The sequence below is a fragment of the Stenotrophomonas sp. STEN240 genome, assembly GCF_056756175.1.
The window spans coordinates 1-24,169 of sequence record NZ_JBRRBO010000058.1; the positions used below are offsets into that span (position 1 = coordinate 1).

The 24,169-nt window shown below is 64.3% G+C and carries 22 protein-coding genes; 8 read left to right on the forward strand and 14 right to left on the reverse strand.

All coding sequences use genetic code 11. The features are described from left to right. Positions 1-73: 73 nt before the first annotated feature. From atpE to ACVOKO_RS17660, 3 genes are all read right to left on the reverse strand, one after another. Entirely contained in the window at positions 74-376 is a 303-nt protein-coding gene (atpE, locus tag ACVOKO_RS17650) for a F0F1 ATP synthase subunit C (protein WP_054661978.1), read from the reverse strand. Between the two features lie 74 nt (positions 377-450). Then, positions 451-1,251 carry a F0F1 ATP synthase subunit A gene (gene atpB, locus ACVOKO_RS17655; RefSeq protein ID WP_346500375.1) on the reverse strand — a complete coding sequence of 267 codons (801 nt, stop codon included), beginning with the start codon at positions 1,249-1,251 and terminating at the stop codon, positions 451-453. Positions 1,252-1,275: 24 nt separating this feature from the next. Further along, positions 1,276-1,641, reverse strand: a complete 366-nt coding sequence (locus ACVOKO_RS17660) for a hypothetical protein (RefSeq protein WP_346500377.1) — start codon at positions 1,639-1,641, stop codon at positions 1,276-1,278. Between the two features lie 442 nt (positions 1,642-2,083). On the opposite strand from ACVOKO_RS17660, the gene ACVOKO_RS17665 reads away from it, so the two are divergent. Then, complete coding sequence (locus tag ACVOKO_RS17665; RefSeq protein ID WP_346500379.1) at positions 2,084-2,908, forward strand: hypothetical protein; 825 nt, start codon at positions 2,084-2,086, stop codon at positions 2,906-2,908. A gap of 529 nt (positions 2,909-3,437) precedes the next feature. Here ACVOKO_RS17665 and lpdA read toward each other — a convergent pair. The 4 genes from lpdA to ACVOKO_RS17685 form a co-directional block, all read right to left on the reverse strand. Then, the gene (lpdA, locus tag ACVOKO_RS17670; protein ID WP_346500381.1) at positions 3,438-5,585 is read right to left on the reverse strand and encodes a dihydrolipoyl dehydrogenase; all 2,148 of its coding nucleotides are present in this window, start codon (positions 5,583-5,585) and stop codon (positions 3,438-3,440) included. A 17-nt stretch (positions 5,586-5,602) separates the two neighbouring features. Further along, positions 5,603-6,250, reverse strand: a complete 648-nt coding sequence (locus ACVOKO_RS17675) for a hypothetical protein (protein WP_346500383.1) — start codon at positions 6,248-6,250, stop codon at positions 5,603-5,605. Between the two features lie 5 nt (positions 6,251-6,255). Continuing rightward, positions 6,256-7,647: a dihydrolipoyllysine-residue acetyltransferase gene (locus ACVOKO_RS17680; RefSeq protein ID WP_346500385.1), complete on the reverse strand. Its 1,392-nt coding sequence runs from the start codon at positions 7,645-7,647 to the stop codon at positions 6,256-6,258. Positions 7,648-7,826: 179 nt separating this feature from the next. Further along, complete coding sequence (locus ACVOKO_RS17685) at positions 7,827-8,393, reverse strand: DNA-deoxyinosine glycosylase (RefSeq protein ID WP_430980811.1); 567 nt, start codon at positions 8,391-8,393, stop codon at positions 7,827-7,829. 212 nt (positions 8,394-8,605) lie between these two features. Here ACVOKO_RS17685 and ACVOKO_RS17690 point away from each other — a divergent pair, with 212 nt between their 5' ends. Further along, positions 8,606-9,244 carry an OmpW/AlkL family protein gene (locus ACVOKO_RS17690; RefSeq protein ID WP_346500389.1) on the forward strand — a complete coding sequence of 213 codons (639 nt, stop codon included), beginning with the start codon at positions 8,606-8,608 and terminating at the stop codon, positions 9,242-9,244. Positions 9,245-9,405: 161 nt separating this feature from the next. Here ACVOKO_RS17690 and ACVOKO_RS17695 read toward each other — a convergent pair whose 3' ends face one another. From ACVOKO_RS17695 to ACVOKO_RS17720, 6 genes are all read right to left on the reverse strand, one after another. Next, complete coding sequence (locus ACVOKO_RS17695) at positions 9,406-10,170, reverse strand: YiiX/YebB-like N1pC/P60 family cysteine hydrolase (RefSeq protein ID WP_346500391.1); 765 nt, start codon at positions 10,168-10,170, stop codon at positions 9,406-9,408. A 64-nt stretch (positions 10,171-10,234) separates the two neighbouring features. After that, a complete protein-coding gene (locus tag ACVOKO_RS17700; protein ID WP_346500394.1) occupies positions 10,235-10,798 on the reverse strand; it encodes a CcdC protein domain-containing protein in 564 nt (187 codons plus the stop codon). A gap of 250 nt (positions 10,799-11,048) precedes the next feature. Beyond that, a complete protein-coding gene (locus ACVOKO_RS17705; protein ID WP_346500396.1) occupies positions 11,049-11,843 on the reverse strand; it encodes a MetQ/NlpA family ABC transporter substrate-binding protein in 795 nt (264 codons plus the stop codon). 81 nt (positions 11,844-11,924) lie between these two features. Next, positions 11,925-12,617: a methionine ABC transporter permease gene (locus ACVOKO_RS17710; RefSeq protein WP_346500398.1), complete on the reverse strand. Its 693-nt coding sequence runs from the start codon at positions 12,615-12,617 to the stop codon at positions 11,925-11,927. Further along, positions 12,614-13,621: a methionine ABC transporter ATP-binding protein gene (locus ACVOKO_RS17715; RefSeq protein ID WP_346500401.1), complete on the reverse strand. Its 1,008-nt coding sequence runs from the start codon at positions 13,619-13,621 to the stop codon at positions 12,614-12,616. The genes ACVOKO_RS17710 and ACVOKO_RS17715 overlap by 4 nt, the downstream gene beginning before the upstream one ends. A 594-nt stretch (positions 13,622-14,215) precedes the next feature. Beyond that, complete coding sequence (locus ACVOKO_RS17720; protein WP_346500403.1) at positions 14,216-15,112, reverse strand: DMT family transporter; 897 nt, start codon at positions 15,110-15,112, stop codon at positions 14,216-14,218. A 92-nt stretch (positions 15,113-15,204) separates the two neighbouring features. Here ACVOKO_RS17720 and ACVOKO_RS17725 point away from each other — a divergent pair, with 92 nt between their 5' ends. The 5 genes from ACVOKO_RS17725 to ACVOKO_RS17745 all read left to right on the forward strand — a co-directional run bounded on the left by ACVOKO_RS17725 (position 15,205) and on the right by ACVOKO_RS17745 (position 19,315). Further along, positions 15,205-16,323, forward strand: a complete 1,119-nt coding sequence (locus ACVOKO_RS17725; RefSeq protein ID WP_346500405.1) for a serine hydrolase domain-containing protein — start codon at positions 15,205-15,207, stop codon at positions 16,321-16,323. A gap of 76 nt (positions 16,324-16,399) precedes the next feature. Continuing rightward, a complete protein-coding gene (locus ACVOKO_RS17730) occupies positions 16,400-17,275 on the forward strand; it encodes a DUF2145 domain-containing protein (RefSeq protein ID WP_346500407.1) in 876 nt (291 codons plus the stop codon). Next, positions 17,272-17,799, forward strand: a complete 528-nt coding sequence (locus tag ACVOKO_RS17735) for a hypothetical protein (RefSeq protein ID WP_346500410.1) — start codon at positions 17,272-17,274, stop codon at positions 17,797-17,799. Before ACVOKO_RS17730 ends, ACVOKO_RS17735 begins: the two co-directional genes overlap by 4 nt. Before the next feature lie 31 nt (positions 17,800-17,830). Next, on the forward strand, positions 17,831-18,340 hold the full coding sequence (locus ACVOKO_RS17740) for a hypothetical protein (RefSeq protein ID WP_346500412.1): 510 nt from the start codon (positions 17,831-17,833) through the stop codon (positions 18,338-18,340). A 408-nt stretch (positions 18,341-18,748) separates the two neighbouring features. Then, positions 18,749-19,315, forward strand: a complete 567-nt coding sequence (locus ACVOKO_RS17745) for a queuosine precursor transporter (protein ID WP_346500414.1) — start codon at positions 18,749-18,751, stop codon at positions 19,313-19,315. A gap of 59 nt (positions 19,316-19,374) precedes the next feature. Here the strand turns inward: ACVOKO_RS17745 and glnE are convergent, their stop codons facing one another. Then, complete coding sequence (glnE, locus tag ACVOKO_RS17750) at positions 19,375-22,215, reverse strand: bifunctional [glutamate--ammonia ligase]-adenylyl-L-tyrosine phosphorylase/[glutamate--ammonia-ligase] adenylyltransferase (protein ID WP_346500416.1); 2,841 nt, start codon at positions 22,213-22,215, stop codon at positions 19,375-19,377. Positions 22,216-22,496: 281 nt separating this feature from the next. Between glnE and ACVOKO_RS17755 the strand changes: the two genes are divergently transcribed. Next, complete coding sequence (locus tag ACVOKO_RS17755; RefSeq protein WP_346500418.1) at positions 22,497-24,011, forward strand: acetyl-CoA hydrolase/transferase family protein; 1,515 nt, start codon at positions 22,497-22,499, stop codon at positions 24,009-24,011. Positions 24,012-24,169: the final 158 nt, after the last annotated feature.

Consider the following 24,169-nt stretch of genomic DNA (forward strand, 5'->3'; position numbering starts at 1 on the left):
CCGTGGCGACGCAACCGAACCTTCATCCGATGTCGGGTGCCATCAGGAACCGTACCGTCTCACTGCAGCTGGATCAGCCTGCCAGCTTGGCGGCTTCGGCCAGCAGGGCAGCAGCCAGCGGGTTGGCGAAAGCCAGCAGCAGGCCAACGGCGACCGAGATGATGAATGCAGCATCGATCAGGCCAGCGGTGATGAACATGCGCACCTGCAGGACCGGGATCAGTTCCGGCTGGCGAGCGGCCGACTCCAGGAACTTACCAGCCATGATGGCCAGACCGAGGCCAGCGCCAAGTGCGGCCAGGCCGATCATGATGCCGACGGCAAGGGCGGTGGAGCTCTGAACTTGGGCGAGGTTGGTCAGGACGGCGAAGTACATGGTTATCTCCAGGAACTTAAGTAGCTAAGGGTGATGAAACGGATGAAGGTTGAAACTGGGTAGAACTTGTAACTTTAGTGACTGTCTTCCGACAGGCTCAAGTACACGATGGTCAACATCATGAAGATGAAGGCCTGCAGCGGAATCACCAGCAGATGGAACAGCATCCAGCCAAAGCCGAATACACCACCGGCAACGGCACCGAAGAAACCGGCACCGCCCAGCACCCAGATCAGCAGGAAAACGATTTCGCCGCCGAACATGTTGCCGAACAGTCGCATCGCCAGAGAGATCGGCTTGCTCAGCCACTCGACGATGTTGAGGATCAGGTTGAACGGCATCATCCACTTGCCGAACGGGGCCGTCAGGAATTCCTTGATGAAGCCGCCGATGCCCTTGGACTTCAGCGCGAAGAAGATCATCAGGATGAACACGCTGATCGACATGCCCAGGGTGGCATTGACGTCGGCGGTCGGCACCGGCTTCCAGTAGTGGATGCCTGCCAGCTCAAGCGGCTTGGCGATGAAATCGGCCGGGATCATCTTGATGAGGTTCATCAACAGGATCCAGAAGAAGATGGTGATCGCGATGGGCGTGATCAGCTTGCTCTTGCCGTGGTAGGTGTCCTTGGCCTGGCGGTCAACGAACTCCAGGCAGATTTCAACGAACGCCTGCCACTTGCCCGGCACACCGGCGGTGGCCTTGCGGGTTGCCATCCAGAAGGCGAACACCATCAGCAGGCCCATCAGGACCGAGGTGACGATGGTATCGACGTGGATCATCCAGAAGCTGCCACCGCTGTCACCGACCGGAGCGGTCAGATTCTGCAGGTGATGCTGGATGTACGTGGTAGGAGTTAGAGCCTCGCCCGCCATGTGTCCGGAACCTTTATGAGTGAATCAACGTCTGGCCAGAGCCAGAACCTGGAACATCAGCGCCACTGGAATTGCCGCCAGCAGAGCCAAAGGAGGGAGTTGCCACCAGAAAAAAGCCATTCCCAGCACAGCAACAATAAGCACAATCTTCAGCACGAACCCCAGGAACAGGCGGACCATTGCTGAACCAGCGGCCTGAACGCCGCCACCAAGCCCTACCCACGCGGCCAGCGCCGTCCCTGCTACCACCGCCAGGCCCGAAACAAGGGCGCCCAGCGCATGCTTTGGCCCCACGAAGAGGAAGGCCAGAGCCAGGACCACCACTGCGGCCAGCGGGTATACCGCGGCGCGCAACATCAGTCGCCGACCCGCGTCAACGGAGTTCAGCACGTCAAAGTGTCCTGCATCAGGTAAAGGAAAGAGCCGAACCGCGCAAAGGCGTCTCGTCGAGCCGCGAAAGTATAACAGCGGGACAATTTGCGAGACAACCGGCATTTGTCCCCTTTTGACTATGCAAGTGGCCGCAATATCACGTTTTTTCCCGGAATGCCCGGTCCCGGGGCACCCGCACGGGACAATAAATATTGCATTGCAGCAAGGGAACTTCACCCAAGCCGGCAGGTCAGAGGTTGGCAGCCTACCACCCGCTACCTCGTCGGGCGGGTGCGCAGGTTCGGGTGAGGTGGTGTCGCACGCCCTCGGCGGCACCACCTCACCGCAATTGAATCGTGCCTGCCGCTGCTGCGTACACATCTTGTACACGCCCTGGTCACCCTCCCCGTACGGCGCATCGGCGAAGGTCACTGCTCTACCGCAACAGCTAGGCAACAGCATGCGTAATTCCGGCTTGATACTCGCACTTGCTCCGTGCGCACTCACACTCGCTCTGACCGTTGCGCTACCTGCGCACGCCGCCGAAGAAGACCCGCGTTTCACTCTGCGACTTGGCGCGATGAACATCGATACCGACAACACCATCCGCGGCAGCACCACCGTTGCCGGCCAGGACATCGATCTGTCCGAAGATTTCAGTCTGGGCGGCAAGGAATGGGAGCCGCGTATCGATGGCCTGTTCCGCATCAGTGATCGCCAACGGCTGATCTTTGACTACTTCAAGTACGACAAGGACCGCCGCGAGACGCTGGACGAAGGCATCAGCTGGGGCGACACCACGGTGCCGGCCGGCAGCTTCGTCAAGGGCGAGCTGAAGTACCAGGTGGCTACACTGGTGTACGACTACTCTGTGGTCGATGGTGATCGCTTCGATTTTGGTCTGCAGCTCGGCGCCGAATACGCCAAGGTCAGTGCCGACGCCTACGCCGATGTCGGCGACGTCTACCAAGGCCGCTTCCTCAACGAGAAGGCCGACGGCATCGCGCCGGTGGTGGGCGCACGCCTGACCTTCACCCCTTCGGAGAACTGGCTCATCAACCTGCAGGGCCAGTACCTCAACACCAGCTGGGGTAACTTCGACGACTACAAGGGCGACCTGAGCCGCGCCAATGCGATCGTGCAATACAACTTCAACAAGAACTTCGGCATCTTCGCCGGCTATGACTGGTTCAAGCTGGACGTGGACCAGAAAGGCAGCGACGGCGTGATCGGTCTGAAGCAGGAGTTCAAGGGCCCGCTGGCGGGCGTGAGCTTGTCGTTCTGAGGAGCGCCCCTCTTCCGCAGGGAGATGGGCCTGTAGTGCCGAGCCAAGCTCGGCAGGGGCTTCACCGCTCCTGTAGTGCCGAGCCATGCTCGGCAGAGGCTTTCCCAACAAAGCCCCAAGCGCAGAATCGCTGCGCTCTGAAAGCTGCCCTCACCCCAACCCCTCTCCCGTGAACGGGAGAGGGGCTTTTAGTGCAGAGCCCTGCTCTTCACCGCTCCTGTAGTGCCGAGCCATGCTCGGCAAGAAGCCTTCCCAGCAATGCCCCAAGCACAGCGTCGCTGCGCCTAAAAGCTGCCCTCACCCCCACCCCGCGACCCCACACGGGAGGGGGGCGGTTAGTGCAGTGCCCGGCCCGGCAGAGGCTTCCCCGCGCCCGTAGTGCCGCGCCATGCCCGGCCGGGGCCTTGCCGGTCAGGCCCCAGCCGAGCATGGCTCGGCTCTACAAATGGAGCCCCAGCGCAGCATGGCTGCGCACTACACATCGCGCACAAATGAAAAGGGCCGCTTAGCGGCCCTTTTCAATCTTCGATTACTTCTTCTTCGGGATATACAGATCGGTGATGGTGCCGTCGTAGATCTCCGAGGCCATCGCCACCGACTCACTCAGGGTCGGATGCGCGTGGATGGTGTGGCCGATATCTTCGGCCTCCGCGCCCATCTCGATGGCAAGACCAATTTCGGCCAGCAGCTCACCGGCATGCACGCCGACGATGGCGCCACCGATCACGCGATGGGTTTCTTCGTCGAAGATCAGCTTGGTGAAGCCTTCGGTGCGACCAATACCAATCGCGCGACCACTGGCCGCCCACGGGAACTTGGCCACGCCGACCTTCAAACCCTTGGCCTTGGCTTCGGTCTCGGTGACGCCGACCCAGGCGATTTCCGGGTTGGTGTAGGCCACCGACGGAATCACCCGTGCCACCCATTCCTTCTTCTCGCCGAAAGCGACTTCAGCCGCCAGCTTGCCTTCGTGCGTGGCCTTGTGGGCCAGCATCGGGTTACCGACGATATCGCCGATGGCGAAGATGTGCGGCACGTTGGTGCGCATCTGCCGATCAACCGGAATGAAGCCGCGATCGGTGACTTCAACGCCAGCCTTGTCGGCATCGATCTTCTTGCCATTGGCCGAACGGCCGACGGCCACCAGCACGCGATCAAACGTGCCGCTTTCCATCGCCGGCTTCTCGCCTTCGGTGGCTGCCTCGAAGGTCACGGTGATGCCCTTCTTGTCAGCGGAAACGCCCGAAGCCTTGGTCTTCAGATGGACTTCGATGCCCTGCTTTTTCAGGCGGTCGGCCAGCGGCTTGACCAGGTCCTTGTCGGCACCCGGCATCAGCTGGTCCATGAACTCGACCACGGTCACCTTGGAACCCAGGGCGCTGTACACGGTGGCCATTTCCAGGCCGATGATGCCGCCACCAACAACCAGCAGCGAACCCGGCACTTCGGCCAGTTCCAGTGCATCGGTGGAGTCCATCACGCGCTTGTCGTCCCACGGGAAGTTCGGCAGCTTCACCGCCTGCGAACCGGCGGCGATGACGCACTGCTCGAAGCGCAGCAGCTGGGTCTTGCCGTCGTCACCGACGATTTCCAGCTCGTTGGCCGAGATGAACCTGGCCAGGCCGTGCACGGTGCGGATCTTGCGCTGCTTGGCCATGCCGGCCAGGCCCTTGGTCAGCTGACCGACGACCTTTTCCTTGTAGCCGCGCAGCTTGTCCAGGCTGATCTTCGGCGCGCCGTACTCGATGCCAAGCTCATTGGCATGCGCGGCGTGGTCGATGATTTCGGCCGCATGCAGCAGCGCCTTGGACGGAATGCAGCCAACGTTGAGGCAGACGCCGCCGAGGCTGGCGTAACGTTCGATCAGCACCGTATCCATGCCCAGGTCGGCAGCACGGAAGGCCGCGGTATAACCGCCCGGGCCTGCGCCCAGCACCACGATGCGGCATTCGATGTCGGCGGTACGGCCGCTGGACGGCAGCGCCTTGGCGGCAACCGCCGGATCCGGCGCACGGTGCGACGGGGTCACCGGCGGCTTGCTGCCCGGTGCGGCCTTGGCCGCTGCCGGCGCGGCAGCAGCAGCGCCTTCCAGCACCACCACCACGTCACCGACCGAGAGCTTGTCGTCGAGCTTGACCTTGATTTCCTTGACCACACCATCGGCCGAGGACGGCACTTCCAGCGTGGCCTTGTCCGATTCCAGCGTGACCAGGCCCTGGTCCTTCTTCACCGTGTCGCCGACAGCGACCAGGATCTCGATCACCGGTACGTTCTGGTAGTCGCCGATATCCGGCACCTTGACCTCGACCGGGCCAGTAGCGGCCGGCGCGGCGGCAACCGGCGCGCTGACCGCAGCCGGGGCTGCAGCAGCGGCAGGCTGTGCAGCAGGCGCAGGCGCGGCGGCCGGTGCGGGTGCCGCGGCCGGGGCAGCGCCCTCGCCTTCGGCTTCCAGAATCACCACCACGTCACCCTCGGACAGCTTCTGATCGAGCTTGACCTTGATTTCCTTGACCACACCCGCGGCCGAGGACGGCACTTCCAGGGTGGCCTTGTCCGACTCCAGCGTGACCAGACCCTGGTCTTTCTTCACCGTGTCGCCCACGGCCACCAGAATCTCGATCACCGGCACGTCGTTGTAGTCGCCAATGTCCGGAACCTTGATTTCAATCGTCGCCATTGTTTTCTCCTGTGGGCTCAGCCGGCGTCGCCGACGAACCGGTCATGCATCTTGTCGAGCGCGCGTTCGATGTTGGCGTAACGCTTCTCGTACTTTTTGTCTTTGCTATGGGCCAGCTCGATCAGCAGCACCGCCTGTTCCTGCAGCGCTTCCAGCTGGCCGCAAGCAGGCCGCTGACCGCTGTAACGCTCACCGTTGACGGTGAACGACAGCACCTCGCCGTCGGTGACCGGCGCACGCGCAGCCACTTCGGAAGAGGCCAGGGCCTTGCCCCAGACCTCGACCAGACGCTGCGCCAGGGCATCGGGCAACGGCGCCTGGGCGAACTCAGGCTCCTGGTCCAGCTGCAGGTTGACGCCACCACGACCGCCAGCAGTGCTCCAGCTGTAGATACGCTTGTCGGCCAGTCCGGCCAACACCATCCACTGACCATTGCCGGCATCGCGGCGCAGCAGTACCTGCGATTCCACCCCGCGTGCCGGCAGCACCAGCAGCGACAGGCCATCTTCGGCCTGGCCACCGAGCAGGCTGGTTGCCGCCTGGCCGTAGTTGCCCACCGCCGGCGGCCAACCCTCACCCACCACCGGCAGACACTGGCTGGCAGCCAGTGCCGGTGCCGCCAAGGCGGCCAGTGTCAGCGCCAGCAATGCGCGTCGTGACGCCACTGGCATCACAGCAGCACGCGCCGCATGTCGGCCAGCACCTGCGACAGGTAGGTGGTGAAACGGGCGGCCAGTGCGCCGTCGATGACGCGGTGGTCATAGCTCAGCGACAGCGGCAGCATCAGCTTCGGCGCGAACTCCTTGCCGTTCCAGACCGGCTGGATGGCCGACTTGGAGACACCCAGGATGGCCACTTCCGGCGCATTCACAATCGGAGTGAAGGCGGTGCCGCCAATGCCGCCCAGCGAGCTGATCGAGAAGCAACCGCCACTCATGTCAGCCGGGCCGAGCTTGCCGTCACGTGCCTTCTTGGCCAGTTCGCCGGTTTCCTGGGCAATCTGCACCACGCCCTTCTTGTCGACATCACGGATCACCGGCACGACCAGGCCGTTCGGCGTATCGGCGGCAAAGCCGATGTTGAAGTACTTCTTCAGGGTGAGGTTCTCGCCGCTGGCGTCCAGCGAGGCGTTGAACTCGGGGAACTTCTTCAGTGCTGCGGCGCTGGCCTTGATCAGGAAGGCGAGCATGGTCAGCTTGATGCCGGCCTTCTCGTTTTCCTTGTTCAGGGCCACGCGCAGGCCTTCCAGATCGGTGATGTCAGCCTGCTCGAACTGGGTGACGTGCGGGATCATCGCCCAGTTGCGGGCCAGATTGGCGCCGGAGATCTTCTTGATGCGCGACAGCTGCACCACCTCGGTCTCGCCGAACTTGCTGAAGTCGACCTTCGGCCACGGCAGCAGGTTCAGGCCACCGCCGGCAGCTGCCGGGGCACCACCGCTGGCAGCAACGCCACCGGACAGCGCGCCCTTGACGAACTTCTGCACGTCGGTCTTGGTGATGCGGCCGCCCTTCTCCGTGCCCTTGACCTGCTGCAGGTCCACGCCCAGCTCGCGGGCGAACACGCGCACGGCCGGGCTGGCATACGGCACATTGGCCGGCAGCACGCCTTCGGCGTTGAACTGCACCGGCGGGGTAGCCGGCTTGCTGGTGGTAACCGAGTCTTCCTGGGCGATCTCGCGCTGGGCCAGCTTGTCGGCCACCGGCGCCACGGCTACCGGTTCAACCTTGGTGCCGGTCTCGGCAGCGGGCGCGACCTTGGCAGCTTCAACCTTGGCCGGAGCAGCCGGCGCGGCGGCAGCGGCAGGTTTGGCAGCCTCCTCGCTGACTTCAATCAAGGCCACGACCTTGCCTTCGGACAGGCCGTCGCCAACCTTGACCTTCAGCTCCTTGACCACACCGGCGTAGGCCGACGGTACTTCCATCGTCGCCTTGTCCGACTCCAGCGTGACCAGACCCTGGTCTTTCTTGACGGTATCGCCAACAGCGACCAGCACTTCGATCACCGGAATGTCGCTGTAGTCACCGATATCGGGGACAAGTGCTTCCTTGATTTCGGCCATGAACTACTCCAGCAACAATGAGGGAATCCCCTATTGTGGCGTTAGCGGGCCGCAGCGCCAACCGCTACAACTGAATTCGCAGCCGTATGTCCCCGGACAAGGGCACGCCACACACGCCATGACGGCCGCCCTGTCCGCCTCCAGCCACTGTTTGTGACTTGCTGGCTGTCTTGCCTGTCCTAGCCGGCCAAGCCGTTTGTTGCAGGCGATATCACCGGATCAGGCGTATTCAACCAGTGCTGCAGCGGCTGCCAGCGCTCAATCAGGCGCGGCAACGACCACGCCGCATTGGCCGGACTGGTCGAGGGAAGCGCCAGCACCGGCAGCGCAGCCGCCAAAGGCGGCAAAGCCGGAGCAATCCATTGCTGGAACGCTCTGTGCGCTGCAGCGCCATTACAGGCGATGGCGCGCAGCTGTGGCAGATCGGCAAACAGCGCGGGCAGACAGTTGGGTACTTCACTGCCGCGCACGATGGATGCATCCAGGCTGCCGCTGCGCTCGCATTGCCCGATCACATCCCACAACCCAACGCCTGACTGCTGCAGACACTGCAGCCGCTGCGCATACGCCAACTGCACATCGAAACCGCACAAGGCCGCCATCAGCGGCCAGAAGCGATTGCGCGGGTGTGCGTAGTAACGCGCTTCGAGCAGCGACAGCGCGCCCGGCATCGAACCCAGCACCAAGACACGACACTGCGCAGTCACCTGCGCGGGCAAGCCCTGCAATAGTTCGTTACTCATCACACGCAGCACAACATCGTGAATGAAAATTTCCGGCGGAACATCGTGTCCATGGGATTCCTCTGTTTTTCACTGAACGCAACACCACTGAAATACAGCTGCGTTTAGAGCGATTCATCTTGCCATCGTTAGGGTGACCACGCCCCATAACGAGGGCCTTGATAACAACGTAGTCCTGATCGCAGTAGTTCTGTTCGCAACATGAGGAGTTAGTCATGCGTTCCATCAAAATTCTCAGCCTTGCCACGCTCGGCGCACTGGCGCTGTCTTCCACCGCATTCGCGCAGGATGGCAATGGCGATACCGCTTCGGGCAAGCATTTTGCCGTGGTTGGCGGCATCAGCCTGCTGCAGCCGAAGAATGACCCAATCGACGGCGTAGGCAAGGTTGATGGCGGCCCGGCACCGACCCTGAGCGCAAGCTATTACTTCAACGACAACTTCGCCGTTGAGCTGTGGGGCGCCGCTGACAAGTTCGACCACCGCGTGCGCACCGATGGTGGCGCCAAGGCCGGCACCGTCGAGCAGCAGCCCATCGCACTGAGCGCGCAGTACCACTTCGGCCAGGCCGACAACACCTTCCGTCCGTTCGTGGGCCTGGGTTATTACGAATCGAACTTCAGCAACGAGAAGATCGACGGCCTGAGCGATAGCGGCAACCACGTTGGCGTTGAAACCGCCAAGGGCGCAATCGGCACGGTCGGTGGTGACATGAACATCAACTCCACCTGGTTTGCCCGTGCTGACGCGCGTTACATGCACGCCCGCCCGGACCTGCGCATTGCTGGCCAGAACGCCGGCGAGCTGAAGCTGGATCCGTGGACCGTTGGTTTTGGTATCGGCGCACGCTTCTAAGCGGTACCGATCCTGGCAACACCGTTGTAGATTCAATGCAGTGGTAGCAAATGAAACACGGGCCGTTCGCGGCCCGTGTTTTTTACGTCGCTGATCAACGCCAAAGCAGGAGCTACCCTCCCCAACGCTCCCCTGCCCTGCGGGGCGAGGGATGGCGTAGATCATGGGCTACCGTCATCGCTCCACTGCAGTGCCAGGTAATCAAACTTCTGTTGCAGGCGCGGCTTGACCACATCGAAGAACGGCGACACGTCGAAGTCGCGCGGGGTGTAAAGGCTGTAATTGCGGATATGCAGGATTTCCCGTGTCTGCTCGGCACCACCGGCCTGCGCCGCCACCGTTTCGATCTCCGGCAGGATCGGATAGCGGATCGACTCGAATGCCTGCGCCAGCAAGGTTGAACAGATCGCCTTGGTCGGCTCGCCGCTGCCCAGCGCAATCAGCCGCCGCCGCAGATGGCCTGGCACCGGCGGTTGCCGGACCAGGTAGCGCGCCAGGTCGAATACGTTCTTCAGGTCATAGCTGTAACCCAGGCGGGCACGCAGGAAACCGACCAGTTGGTCCACCACCATTGGGGACAGGCCCTGCGGGCGGCAGATGCGGGTGTGCTGATCGGTGAACGCGCTCAACGGGATGCGACGCACGCCCTGCTCCACATCCACGTCGATCAGCATTGGCTGCGGCGTGCCACCCTGCAGCAGCGGCTCTTCGCCGATGTACAGCGCCGCATGCGACCAGGTGGACTGGGTCAGGTACTTGATGGCGGTTGAGAACCGGCTGTTGCCCTCCACCAGCAACACATCGCCACGCCGCAGGGTGCGCGCCAGCAGCGCCGGCGCGCTGGTCGAGGGCCGCATCTGATGGCGACGCGGCTGTGCCAGGAAATGCGCCAGCCTGCGCCCGAAAAACCGCAGCAAACCCATCAATGCTCTCCGTCTGTGCCTGCATCAGACTAGCCGGGACCGGCCTTGCCTGCCATCGGCCAGCGGCTCAGCGCGGGCTGCGGTCAAACCCGCGATAGCGTTGATGGTGGCGGACCCTGCGCCGCAGCAACCAGGCATACATGCCGGCGTAACCGAGCAGCAGCGCCGCCATCGCCAGCAAGCCGGCATGGCTGAGCCAACCCGAATCGGGCCAGGGCACGTGGTTCACCGAGGCCTGCCAGCCCTGCACCATGCCGGCAACCACCCGCACCACGATCATCGCAGTCAGTGCCAGTACCAGCCAGGTATTGGGTTTGTAATGCAGCGTTTCCGCACCGGGCTCGAAGCGCGTCAGGAAGTGGCCAAGCACCCCGACCAGCAGACCGGCCAGCCAGCCCAATGCCGCATAGGACCAGGCCCCGGTCCACCAGAAACCGGCAATGGCGACAAACACCGCAAACAGGCCGGTGGACACCAGCGTCGCCCAGAAGTTGAAGGTGATCAACCAAGGCCGTGCCTGCCGCCGCGCACCGCCGCTGCGGACGCGTTGCCACAGCGATAGCGGCATCAGCAGCAACATGATGGCAACGAAAACCAGTATCGCCAGTGGCAGAGCGAACAGCAGTGGCATGGTGTCTGATCCCTGGATGCAGAACCAAAGAGTACGCCACCAACCAACCCGGTAGTGCCGAGCCATGCTCGGCAGAGGCCTTACCAGAATTCCAAACCTGTAGGAGCGGCGTAAGCCGCGAAGCAGACACCGGTACAGGCGTCAGCACCATCGCAATCCGATGATGCCCTTGCTTCGCGGCTTACGCCGCTCCTACATGGGGCTGTCGAGAAAGCCCTTGCCGAGCATGGCTCGGCACTACAGATGAAGCTTAGAACGCCGGCAGTACCGCGCCCTTGTACTTCTGCTCGATGAAGGCCTTCACTTCCGGGCTGTTCAAGGCCTTGGCCAGCTTCTGTACGCGGGCGTCGTCCTTGTTGTCCGGGCGCGCGACCAGGAAGTTCACGTAGGGCGAATCGCTGCTCTCGATCGCCAGGGCGTCCTTGGTCGGGTTGAGGCCGGCGTCCAACGCATAGTTGGTGTTGATCAGCGCCAGATCGACCTGGTCGAGCACGCGCGGCAGCATCGCCGAGTCCAGCTCGCGGAACTTGAGCTGCTTCGGGTTCTCGGTGATGTCGCGCTGGGTGGACAGCGCATTGCTCGGGTCCTTGAGCTTGATCACGCCGGCGGTGTCCAACAGGATCAGCGCGCGGCTGTTGTTGCTGGGGTCGTTCGGGATCACCACGTCGGCGCCGGTGGGCAGCTCGGCCAACGACTTGAAGCGGCGCGAATAGGCGCCGAACGGTTCGATATGCACGCCGGTGACGGTGACCAGATCGGTCTTGCGATCCGCGTTGTAGGCCTTCAGGTAGGGCTCGGTCTGGAAGTAGTTGGCATCCACCTGCTTCTGCACCAACTGGTCGTTGGGCTGCACGTAATCGTTGAATACACGCACGTCGAGCTTGACGCCTTCCTTCTCCAGCAGCGGCTTGACCACCTGCAGAATCTCGGCGTGCGGCACGGCGGTGGCGGCAACCACCAACTTGGATTCATCGGCAGCCGGCTTGGCGCAGGCGGACAGGGCCAGCACGGCGGCAACCAGGGGGAAGGCAAGCAGCTTGTTCATCGGTAACGTGATCCCGTGGGGAAGGATGGTGTACATACGCTAACAGGCCGGCACGCGGCGTGCCGACCTGCCTTCATTCCATTACTTGCGGCTGTAATGCGTGACCAGACGGTCGCCGAGCATCTGCAGCAGCTGCACCAGCACCAGCAGCAGCACCACCGTGACCAGCGCCACGTCGGTATGCGAACGCTGGTAGCCATCGCGGAAGGCCAGATCGCCCAGGCCGCCGGAACCAATCGCACCGCCCATCGCGGTGAAGCCGATCAGGGCAATGGTGGTGACGGTGGCACCGGCAATCAGACCCGGGCGCGCTTCCGGCAGCAACACTTTGAAGACCAGCTGTTTGGTGGTCGCGCCCATCGCCTGGCTGGCTTCGATCACACCTCGGTCGACTTCGCGCAGTGCGGTTTCAACCAGACGTGCATAGAACGGTGCAGCGCCAACGACCAGCGGCAGGATCGCGCCACGCACGCCCAGCGAGGTGCCCATCAGGCCCAGCGTCACCGGGATCAGCACGATCATCAGGATGATGAAGGGCACCGAGCGCAGCAGGTTCACCAGCAGCGCGGTGATGCCGTACACCACCGGCTTGCGGTGCAGCTGCGGCGAGCCGGTCAGGAACAGCAGCACACCCAGCGGCAGACCAATGGCCAGGGTCAACGGCAACGAGCCAGCCAGCATCAGCAGCGTGTCGATGGTGGCCTGGCCGATATCGGCCCACTTGCCCGCATCGAGATGACGGAAGAAGCCTTCCGCAGCAGTTGCAATGATCATCGGCGCAGCTCCTCCACGTGCACACCGGCGGCGACAAACGCCGCCTGCGCGGCATTCTGGTCGCCGCCCACCAGGGCAACGGTCAGCTGGCCGTAGGGCGTGTCCTTGATGCGGTCGATGCGGCCGGTAAGGATGTTGTAGTCCACTCCCGTGTCGCGGGCGATGCGCCCCAGCAGCGGGTCGTAGGTTCCGTCGCCGAGGAAGGTCAGGCGCACGATGCGGCCGCCGACTGCGGCGTAATCACGCAGCTGCTCGCCTTCGTCAACGTGTTCGGACTCGGAGACGAAACGGCGCGTGGTCGGGTGCTTCGGATGCAGGAAGACCTCGGTGACTGGGCCCATTTCCACCATATGGCCGGCATCAAGCACGGCGACACGGTCGCAGACGCGGCGGATCACATCCATTTCGTGGGTGATCAGCACGATGGTCAGGCCCAGGTCGCGATTGATCTTGCCCAGCAGGGCCAGCACCGAGGCAGTGGTCTGCGGGTCGAGCGCGCTGGTGGCTTCGTCGCACAGCAGGATCTGTGGGCGCGTGGCCAGCGCGCGGGCAATGCCGACACGCTGCTTCTGCCCACCGGACAGCTGCGAGGGGTATTTGCCCGCATGCGCTTCCAGCCCGACCATGCGCAGCAGTTCAGCCACGCGTGCATCGATCTCGGCCTTGGGTGTGCCCGCCAGTTCCAACGGGAACGCCACATTGGCGGCCACGGTACGCGCCGACAACAGGTTGAAGTGCTGGAAGATCATGCCGATGCGCCGGCGCAGCGTGCGCAGGTCGTCGGCTGGCAGCGCGGTGGCATCCTGACCGTCGATCAGTACGCGGCCGCCGCTGGGCTCTTCGAGCCGGTTGATCAGGCGGATCAGGGTCGACTTGCCGGCACCGGAATGGCCGATGATGCCGAACACTTCGCCGGCCTGGATCTTCAGGTCGAGCGGATGCAGCGCAGTGATCGCGCGACCGTCGACGGCATAAGACTTCTGCAGGTGCTGGAACTCGATCACTGCCAGGGCAACCGGGGGGCATAAGGAGGGGGCGTGCAGCCTAGCAGCGCCGGGCCGCCGGCGCGCGTGCCGCAAACCGGAATCTTATTCCTTTTGGTTCTAAGCGAAGCCCGTCGGGACTGTGCTGGGGCGGCGAGCGGGCTGTTTGTGGGAGCGGCGTCAGCCGCGAAGCAGATAGACGAGCAGATCGCGGCAATATCTGTTCATCCGGCCTGACCAGCTTAGCGGCTGAGGCCGATAGCGCCTGCTGGGAAGGCCCCTGCCGAGCATGGCTCGGCACTACACCCCCTCCCTTTGGCGCAGCCAAGGGGAGGGCTGGGGAGGGGTTGGCTTTGAGGCCTTTCCGGCAGTCTCAGTTTCGCGGCTGAGGCCGATAGCGCCTGCTGGGAAGGCCCCTGCCGAGCATGGCTCGGCACTACAGCCTTTCCGGCAGTCTCAGCTTCGCGGCTGATGCCGCTCCCGCAAGCGCTCTGCCCCCTCCCTTGCGCCGAAGGCGGAGGGGAGGGTTGGGGAGGGGTTGGCTCGGCCCTTCCGGCAGTGTCAGCTTCGCGGCTGATGCCGCTCCTACAACAACATCGGCCCCCGGCCGCTGGCTCAGGGGTGATCTACCTGATCTGGCCGCTGTGCCCGTTGCACCCGCTCGCGGTGCAGCAGGTACAGGCCGCTGGCGACGATGATGCTGGCGCCTATCCAGGTCCAGCGGTCAGGCAGTTTCTGCCACAGCAGCACGTCCCAGCCGATCACCCAGACCAGGCCGGTGTACTCCAGCGGCGCGATCATCGAAGCTTGGCCCAGCTGGAAAGCGCGGGTCAACGCGATCTGCCCCAAGGCCCCGGCCAAGCCCATGCCGGCGATCAGTGCGGCGTGCTTCCACTGCAGCGGCTGCCATTGCGGCCAGGCCAGCAACCCCGCCCCTATCGCCATGATCAGCAGGAACCAGACGACCATTGATTGCGGAGTATCCGTACGGGTCAGCAGGCTGACCGTTACCGCAGCAATCGCATACGCGGTCGCCGCCAGCAACACCATCAGGCCCGGGAAGGAGATGAACCCATCCACGCCTGGGCGCAGCACCACCAGCACGCCGATCAGGCCGATGCCGATCGCCACCCAGCGCCGTGGGCCCACGTATTCGCCCAGCAGGGGCACCGACAGCGCGGCTACCAACAAGGGCGCGACAAAGTAGATGGTGTAAGCGGTGGACAGCGACAAGGTCCGCAACGCATAGACAAAGCAGCCAATCATCACCATGCCGAGCACGCCACGCAGCAGGTGCAGGCCCCAGCGCACCGGGATGATCGAGCGTGGCCCGGCGGTGGCAAGCACCCACACCAGCACGAACGGCAGCGAGGCCGCGCCACGCAGCATGGTGACCTGCAAGGTCGGGTAGCTGCTGGACAGCATTTTCATGCCAGCGTCCATGCACGAGAAGAAAGCGACGGCGGCCAGCATCCAGACGATGGCACGCACGGGGGATTGAGTAGGTGACATGCGCCTATTATCCGCTGCCACGGCCCAGCTTGCAGACTGCCGCCAGTAATGGTCGATGCTATGTTCTGGCCAACGCCAGCCCGGGTCCGAACATGCGCAAGCCACTGCAACATCCAGGAGCCACGCCCCGCCTGCTGCGCTTTGCCCCGTTGCTGCTCGCTGCCGTGCCCTGGTTTGCCACTGCCGCGCAGGCACCCGGTGCTGAAGCGCTGGCACAGTTGGATGGCTTTGCGTTGAGGCTGCAGACCGCCGGCCAGTTCTCGGGCACGGTGTTGATCGCCAGCGGCGATGACGTGGTGTTCGAGAAGACCTACGGCGCGCGCGATGAGCAGCAGGAAACACCGCTGCAGGTAAATGACCGCTTCAACCTGGCCTCGGCCGGCAAGATGTTCACCAGCGTGGCGATCCTGCAGCAGATTGCCGCCGGCCGCCTCAGCCTGGACAGCAAGGTCGGTGAGGTGCTCAAGACCTACCCCAACCGCCAGTTCGCCAATGAGGTGAGCGTGCGCCAATTGCTGACACACAGCGCCGGCGCGGGTGATATCGATGAGCTGTTTGGCGCCGAGCACAGCGCCGATCGCGCGCGGCTGCGCAGCCTGGAAGAGATGGTTGCGCTGCACGCCGGGCGCGCACCGGAGTTCGCGCCTGGCAGCGCGCAGAAGTACGGCAACTTTGGCTATCTGGTATTGGGACGGATGCTGGAAGTGCTCTCCGGGCAGGATTTCGAGAGCTACATCCGCCAGCACGTGCTGCAACCGGCAGGCATGCAACATACCGGTTTCGTCGATTGCGACGACCCCGCAGCCGATCTCGCCCGCGCCTATGCGGACTTCGAAGGCAAGCGCGTGCGTAACTGCGCCACCCAACCCGGTCGCGGCCTGCCCGCCGGCGGCGAAGTAGGCAGCGCGCGCGATATGTTCCGCTTCGTGCAGGCCTTGAATGCCGGCAAGCTGCTGCCGGCTGCCCTGTTCGAACAGGCCACCAAAACCCAACGTGAGTTCATGGGCCTGGGCTTTTTTGCCACCGGCTACGGCAAGGACGTGCCGGCCCGTGACTTCCGCTGGGGCCACGGCGGCAGCACTGACGGTGTCTGCACCGACGTGCGCCATTACCCGGCAACCGGTGAGACGGTGATCGTGCTGTCCAACAAGGATGCACCGGCCTGTTTTGCCGTATCCGGCCTGCTGCACGCGCAGTGGAAGCAGCCTTGAATGAAATGCAGGGCGCGCCCCACGCGCTGCCCGTCCTAACGAATATTTCCCAATCCCCATGCAAGGATGCGCGCCGATGAAACCTCGCACGACACTATTGCTGGCAGCCTCGTTGAGCCTGACCACGCTCTCCATTCCCGCATTCGCCCAGCAGGCCTGCAGCCCGCGTTATCCGCCGCCGACCACGATTGCCGCCATGTTCGACATGGCCGCAGTCACCGCCGATACGCTCGATGCCCTGCCCGGCGTGGATGTGGCCATTGCAGCGCGCGGTGGCCAGGATCTGAGCAAGTACGGCCTGCGTCACAGCCACTTGGCCTTCCTGGTCCGCAACGACAGCGGCAGCTGGGACGTGGTGCACCTGCTGAACCGCTGCAAGACCGACAACTCGGACCTGTACCGCGAAGGCCTGGTGAACCTGGTTGGCGAAAGCTCGATCACCACCGACCTGCGCGTTGGCATTCCCACGCCGGAAGTACGCGCCGCATTGAAGACGCTGCTCAGCGGTGATGCGCGCAACGCGCGCGCCCTGCATGAGCCGCGCTACAGCATGCTGGCCTATCCCGGCAGCACCGACTACCAGAACTCCAACCAATGGATCCTGGAAGTCACCGCTGCGGCGATGGCACAGGCCGCCGGTGAGCCTACCCTGGCTGACCGCAGCAGCGCGCTGGCCTGGCTGAAGCAGAAAAGCTATACGCCCACGCGTATGCACATCGGCATCGGCAAGCGGCTGGGCGCGCGCTTCTTTGCCGACAACGTGGCAGTCACCGACCACCCGGCCAGTGAGCGTATTTCCGGCAACTACTCGGTGGTGACGGTGGAGTCGGTCTTCGACTTCCTGCACCGCAACGGCGCGCTGGAACGCGAACTCGCCATTGCCCGCCAAATCCCGGTGCCGGCCATGACCGGCACGCCCTCCCCCGTACAACGACAGGAGTCCACCCCATGAAGCATCTGCTCAAGAGCGGCGCCCTCGCCTTTGCCCTCGCCGCCAGCCTCGGCCTGGCGCCCAGCCAGGCAGGTGCTGAAGGCTTCAACCTCAACGGCTCGCAGGTTTCGGTGCTGGCGACCGGCTCCAGCGTGGTGATGGTGGTGTCCGGGCCGATCTTCCTGTCCGCCGCCGGTGTGCGCGGCGCCGCTGACATGTCCAAGGAATCCAGGGAACGCCGCGAAGAAAAGCGCCGCGTCAGTGCCGGCCCGTTGCCGGACCTGGAGGTCAAGTCGGTAGAGACCGCAGCGGACGGCGGCCGCCGTGTCGCCCTGGAAGACCCGGCCAACCCGGAGAACCACGCCACCCTGCAATGGCCCAAGCGCGAGGACGATCCGGCCGCGGGTTTCACCGTGGGCGCCAAGATCGCCTTCCAGCCGAGTCCGCAGGGCGCGGGCTGGATGCTGCGCAATCCCGAAGGCGCGGCGCTGGCGTTCGTGCCCACCATCGAGGCGGTGGATGAAAGCCGCACCCGCACACTTTGATCATTGACCTGGCCTCGCTGAGGAGCTCCCCATGAAACCCCTGTTTTCCCTGCTTGCGTGCGTTACCTTCAGCGGCCTGTTGGTGATTGCGCCGGCACGTGCCGGTGACGGCCTGAACCGTTCGGAAGTGAGCACACTGGTGACCTCAGCCGGCGCGTCGATGCTGGTTTCGGCACCGTTGCTGCTGGCGGCATCGGCGGCCGACAAGTCGTCCACGGCGTCATCGCAATCCGGTGAGCGCGCAACCCGCCGCGTCAGTGCCGGCCCCTTGCCGGACATGAAGGTTGAAGCAATCACCCAGGACGCCGATGGTGGCCGCAGCATTGCGCTTGCAGACCCACTGGACGCGGCCAACACCGCAACGCTGCATTGGCCGCAGCGCGAGGACAACCCGGCATCGAACTTCGTGCTGGGCCAGACCGTAGCGTTCACACCCAGCCCGCAGGGCGCTGGCTGGATGCTACGCGCCGAAGACGGCGCGGTGCTTACCTTTGTGCCGGCGATTGAAGCGGCGCAGGTGAGCCATAGCGGGAAGCTTTGAGCATCCCGTAATGCAGGGCCGGGGCAATCCGCACAATTGCCTGATTGCTCCCTTCTCCCGCCTGCGGGAGAAGCTGCTTCAGATCGCAAACATGCCTGATTGCTCCCTTCTCCCGCTTGCGGGAGAAGGTGCCCGGAGGGCGGATGAGGGGGCTTTGGCTTGGGTTTTTTGAAACTGAAACGCGAGCAAGGCCAACAGCACAAGCAAAAGCTTGCCCTCACCCCAACCCCTCTCTCGCCATGCGGGAGAGGGGCTAAGTTCTCCTGATCGCAGGCGACGTGCACTCCTGTCGCCGTTGACATCTCCCCAGACCCACACCAGTTACAATGCGCGCCTACCTGCCCTCCCGGGCACGGCCCTCCCCTTCTTTATTGATGCAGTGCCCACCGGCGCTGCCTGTGCCCGTTCATGTCCTCACATCCTTCCATCCGCTTCGCTCCGCTGACCCCCACCTCGCTGCTGCTGGCCGTGCTGGCAATGGGTGCCGTGGTGCTGGGCTCGAATGTGCTGGTGCAGTACCCGATCAATGACTGGCTTACCTGGGGGGCGTTCAGCTACCCGATCGCGTTCCTGGTCAGCAACCTGATCAATCGCCGCTTTGGCCCGCAGGCGGCACGCCGTGTGGCCTGGGCCGGTTTCGCGGTGGCGGTGGTGTTGTCGGTGTGGATCGCCACCCCGCGCATCGCGGTAGCCTCGTGCTCGGCCTTCATCGTTGCGCAGTTGTTGGACATCACCGTGTTCGATCGCCTGCGTGCCGGCAACTGGTGGCGTGCGCCGATGGTCGCCACCACCTGCAGCGCCACGGTGGATACGGCCATCTTCTGGTCCATCGCCTTCGCCGGCTCGCAGCTGCCGTGGATCAGCTGGGCAGCTGGCGATCTGGCCGTAAAGCTGGCCATCGGCGTCTGCCTGCTGGCGCCGTTCCGTGCGCTGCTGTGGAAGATGGCGCCGTTGAAGCCAGGAACCAGAGGCTAGAAGCGAGGAACTGGAGAAGAGCGACTCCGTTCTCTCTCTCCGTTGCTGTTTCCTGAACTCTAGTTTTTGACCTCCAGCTCCTGCCCCTTGGACGCTGGAAAAGGCAGTCCCTGTGCAATTGCCGCGGCCGTGATCGCCGCACAGGCGGCCTCGATCTCAGCGGTGGGCACAACGATGCGTGGGCGCCGGTCCAAGGTACAGCTCAGGCCGGCATCGAGCAGCGTGGCGTGGGCGTCGTGCAGGGCCGTTGCGGCTTCCGCCGGCAGCCAACCCACCTTGGCCAACGCGGTAATCAGCAACGGGGTTTCCCTCGGCTCGCATAGCGCCGGGCTGTGCTGCGCCTGCGACAGCACACCGGTCTGCAGCACGAACTCCAGGTCCACCAGCCCGCCCGGCCCCTGTTTCAGATCCAGTCGGCCCGCGTCACTGCGGTCCAGCTCGCCGCGCATGCGCCCGCGCATCTTCAGTACGTCGCCAAACAAGATGTCGTGGTCACGCACGCGGCTCAAGGTGGCAGTACGCACCTGTTCGAAATCCAGCAGCAACGAGGCGTCACCGGCAATGCCACGCGCACGCACCAAGGCTTGATGCTCCCAGGTCCAGGCACGCTCGCGCTGGTATTCGGTATAGCTGGCCAGCGATGACACCAGCGCGCCCTTGCCACCATCCGGGCGCAGCCGCACATCGATGTCATACAGGCGGCCCGCCGCAGTGACTGCGCCGAGCAGGGCCATCACCTTCTGCGCCAAGCGTGCGAACCAGCGGCCGCTGTCCAGCGCGCGCGGACCGTCACTGCCTTCCACACCCGCCGGGCTGTCGTACAGGAACACCAGGTCCAGGTCCGAGCCAAACCCCAGCTCGACGCCGCCCAGGCTGCCATAGCCGATGATCGCGAAGCGCCCACCGGGCACTTCACCATGTGCCTGCAGCATGTCGGCCTGCGCCATCTGCAGCACCGTCACCACCACCGCATCGGCCAGCAGCGCCAGTTGATGGGTGCAGTCCACCGCCCGCTGGCGGCCATCGTGGAAGGCCAATGCCATGCGGAAGCTCAGCGCGAGGCGCACTTCATTGAGCTCGCGCAGGGCCGCTTCCGGGTCATCGATGGCCAGTGCGCTGGCGCAGGCAGCGCGCATCTCCTGCGCGTCCGGCATCGGCCCGGCGACGCGGGTATCGAGCAGTTCGTCCAGCAGCAGCGGGAATGCCACCAGCCGCTCGGACAGCAACGCGCTGCGTGCCAGCACATTGACCAGCCGGGTCAGCGCGCTGGGTTGTTCGTCCAGCAGCGCCAGGTAGCTGGTACGGCGCAGGATCGCCTGCAGCAGGCCAAGCACGCGCCGCAACGCGGCATCCGGCTGCGGCGAGCGGGTGGCGGCATGCAGCAGCGCCGGCAGCACCCGGTCCAGGCGCGCGCGGGCATTGTCGGAGAGTGATTTCACTCCCAGCGACTGGGCGAACTCGCGCAGCGACTGGTCGGCGCCATGGGCATCGCTGAAGCCCGCCTCGGCCAATACCTCGGCGCTGCCACCGCCGGGCAATACACGCCAGTAACTGGACAGCACATCCGGCGCCGCCTGGCCGCGCCGCGGTGCCAGCAAGGCACCAAATTCGACGCTGACGCGGTCGCGCTGTTCATCCAACGCAGCCAGCAGGGCGTCCCAGTCGGCATAGCCCAGGCCCAGCGCGATGCGCGTGCGATCCAGCGGGTCGTTGGGCAGGCAGTGGGTCTGCGCGTCACGCAGCATCTGCAGGCGGTTCTCCAGCCGGCGCAGGAAGCGATAGGCCTGGATCAGGTCATCGCCATCGCCTGCCGCCATCTGCCCGCCTTCAACCAGGGCACGCAGCGCCGGCAGCAGGCGCCGTTCGCGCAGTGACGGCTCGCGGCCGCCACGGATCAGCTGCAGCGCCTGGGCAAGGAATTCAATCTCGCGGATGCCGCCGGGGCCGCGCTTGATGTCATCCAGGCGGTCCTTGCGTGCAACCTCGGCGGTGATCGCCGCCTTCATCTCGCGCAGGCCATCGAGCGCGGTGTAATCCAGATAGCGGCGGTAGACGAAGGGCCGCAACGTCTCCAGCCAGGCTTCGCCAGCGGCGATGTCGCCGGCAACCGCGCGTGCCTTGATCCAGGCATAGCGCTCCCAGTCGCGACCTTCGCGCTGGAAGTACTGGTCCATGCCGGCGAATGACAGGGCGATGCGCCCGGCCGTGCCAAACGGGCGCAGGCGCAGGTCAACGCGGTGGCTGAAGCCTTCGGCCGTGGTTTCATCCAGCAGCCGCGCCAGGCGCTGGCCAAGCCGGGCGAAATATTCCTCGGCCGCCAGCGGGCGCGCGCCATCGGACTCGCCGTTCTGCGGGTAGGCATAGACCAGATCGATGTCGGAAGAAAAATTGAGCTCACCGCCGCCCAGCTTGCCCAGCCCGAACACCACCAACTGTTGCGCACTGCCATCGGCCGCCCGTACCAACCCGTGGCGGCTGGCGAATTCCTGCTCCAGGGCCGCCAGGCCCAGCGCCAGGCATTGCTCGGCCAGGCGCGTGGCGCCGACCAGGGTGGCATCCACATCGTCCAGGTCCAGCAGGTCGCGCCAGATCAGCCGGGTCGAGGCGGCGGCGCGGTAGCGGCGCAGCTGGGTCGGCCAGGCGCTGGGCTGCAGTGGGTCCAGTTCGGGCAGGGGCAGCGGCGCCGGATCTGCCTGGCCCAGCAGTTGCAGCAGCTCTGGCTGCCGGCACAAGGTATCGATGGCGAAATCGCTGGTGATCGCCAGTTGCCGCAGACCCGCCTCGAAGCCCGCCGCTTGCGGCCATTGCGCCGGATCCGGGGCGGCCAGCTTGAGCCGGGCCAGCGCGCGTTCGATTACAGGCTGAACAAATTCAGAAATTGCGGGGGTGATTTGGTCCATCCCCCGATTCTGGCATCTGTGGGCGAGCGGTCGCCATCTCCGGCGATCAGGCAATAAAAAAGCCCGCTGACAGCGAACTGTCAGCGGGCTTTGCTCCCTCCCCCACGTCGGGATGCAGGGCGATCCTGCGGGCTGTGCGGACAACTTGCACGCTGCACTGCAAAACAATACTGGGCAGTACAAGAGCAAGGGGGCTTCAAAGACCATCCCACCAAGGTAGAACCCCCCTGTACCCGCCGAACGGCGATAATCAGCAATCCCCCCAACAAACCGTAGTCGTCATGTCTGTCGAACGTATTTTGGACCCGCGCCTGCGCGACCGCGTCGTTTCCGCCGAGCAAGCGGCCGCTTTCATCCAGCCGGGCGAAACCGTGGCCATGAGCGGCTTCACCGGTTCCGGCTATCCCAAGGCGGTGCCATTGGCGCTGGCGCAGCGCATTGAAGAAGTGCACGCCGCCGGCCAGCCGTTCCAGATCAAGTTGATGACGGGTGCCTCGACCGCGCCGGAACTCGACGGCGCACTGGCCAAGGTAGATGCCATTGCGATGCGCATGCCGTTCCAGACCGACCCGGATGCGCGCAAGCGCATCAACGAAGGCAAGTTGGACTACATCGATATCCACCTTTCCCACGTTGCCCAGCACGTGTGGTTTGGTTTTTACGGTGAGATCGACACCGCAGTGATCGAAGTCTCGGCCATCCGCGAAGACGGCTCGCTGGTGCCTTCCACCTCGGTCGGCAACAACAAGACCTGGCTGGACCTGGCCAAGAAGGTGATCATCGAGGTCAACGAGTGGCAGCCCGCGGATATCGAGGGCATGCACGACATCTATTACGGCACCGCGCTGCCGCCGCACCGCAAGCCGATTCCGCTGATCCATGCCAACGACCGCATCGGCCAGACCACGCTCAACGTGGACCCGGACAAGATCGTGGCGGTGGTGCGCACCAATGGCCCGGACCGCAATAGTCCGTTCAAGCCGATCGACGAGGACAGCCGCCAGATTGCCGGCTACCTGATCGAGTTCCTCAAGCACGAAGTGGCCAAGGGCCGCCTGCCGGCCAACCTGCTGCCGCTGCAGTCGGGCGTGGGCAATATTCCCAATGCGGTGCTGGCAGGCCTGGCCGAGAGCGGCCTGCGTGGGCTGACCTCGTTCACCGAAGTGATCCAGGACGGCATGCTGGATCTGCTCAAGTCCGGTGTGCTCGAGTACGCCTCGTGCACCGGTTTCGCGCTGAGCCCGGAAGCGAACGAAGAGTTCAAGCGCAACATCAAGTTCTACCGCGAGCGCATCATCATGCGCACGCAGGAGATCTCAAATCACCCGGAGCTGGTGCGCCGCCTGGGCTGCATCGGCATGAACGGCATGATCGAGGTGGACCTGTACGGCAACGTCAATTCCACCCACGTGATGGGCAGCCGCATCATGAACGGCATTGGCGGTTCGGGTGACTTCACCCGCAACGGCTTCCTGTCGACCTTCCTGAGTCCATCGATGGCCAAGGGCGGTTCGATCTCGGCGATCGTGCCGATGGTCAGCCACGTCGACCACACCGAGCACGATGTCTCCATCATCGTCACCGAGCAGGGCCTGGCCGATCTGCGTGGCCTGCCGCCGCGTGCACGTGCCCGTCAGGTGATCGACAACTGTGCGCATCCGGACTACCGCGACCAGCTCAACGACTACTTCGACCGCGCCTGCCGCGACAGCTACGGCAAGCACACCCCGCACCTGTTGCCCGAAGCCCTGTCCTGGCATCAGCGCTATATCGACACCGGCAGCATGAAGGCCTGAAGCCAAACCTGTAGAGCCGAGCCATGCTCGGCTGGGGCTTTATCGGGAGCCCGATCTGTAGTGCCGAGCCATGCTCGGCAGGGGCTTTACCGGGAGCCCGAGCTGTAGTGCCGAGCCATGCTCGGCAGGGGCTTTACCGCGAAGGCCCCTTGCCGAGC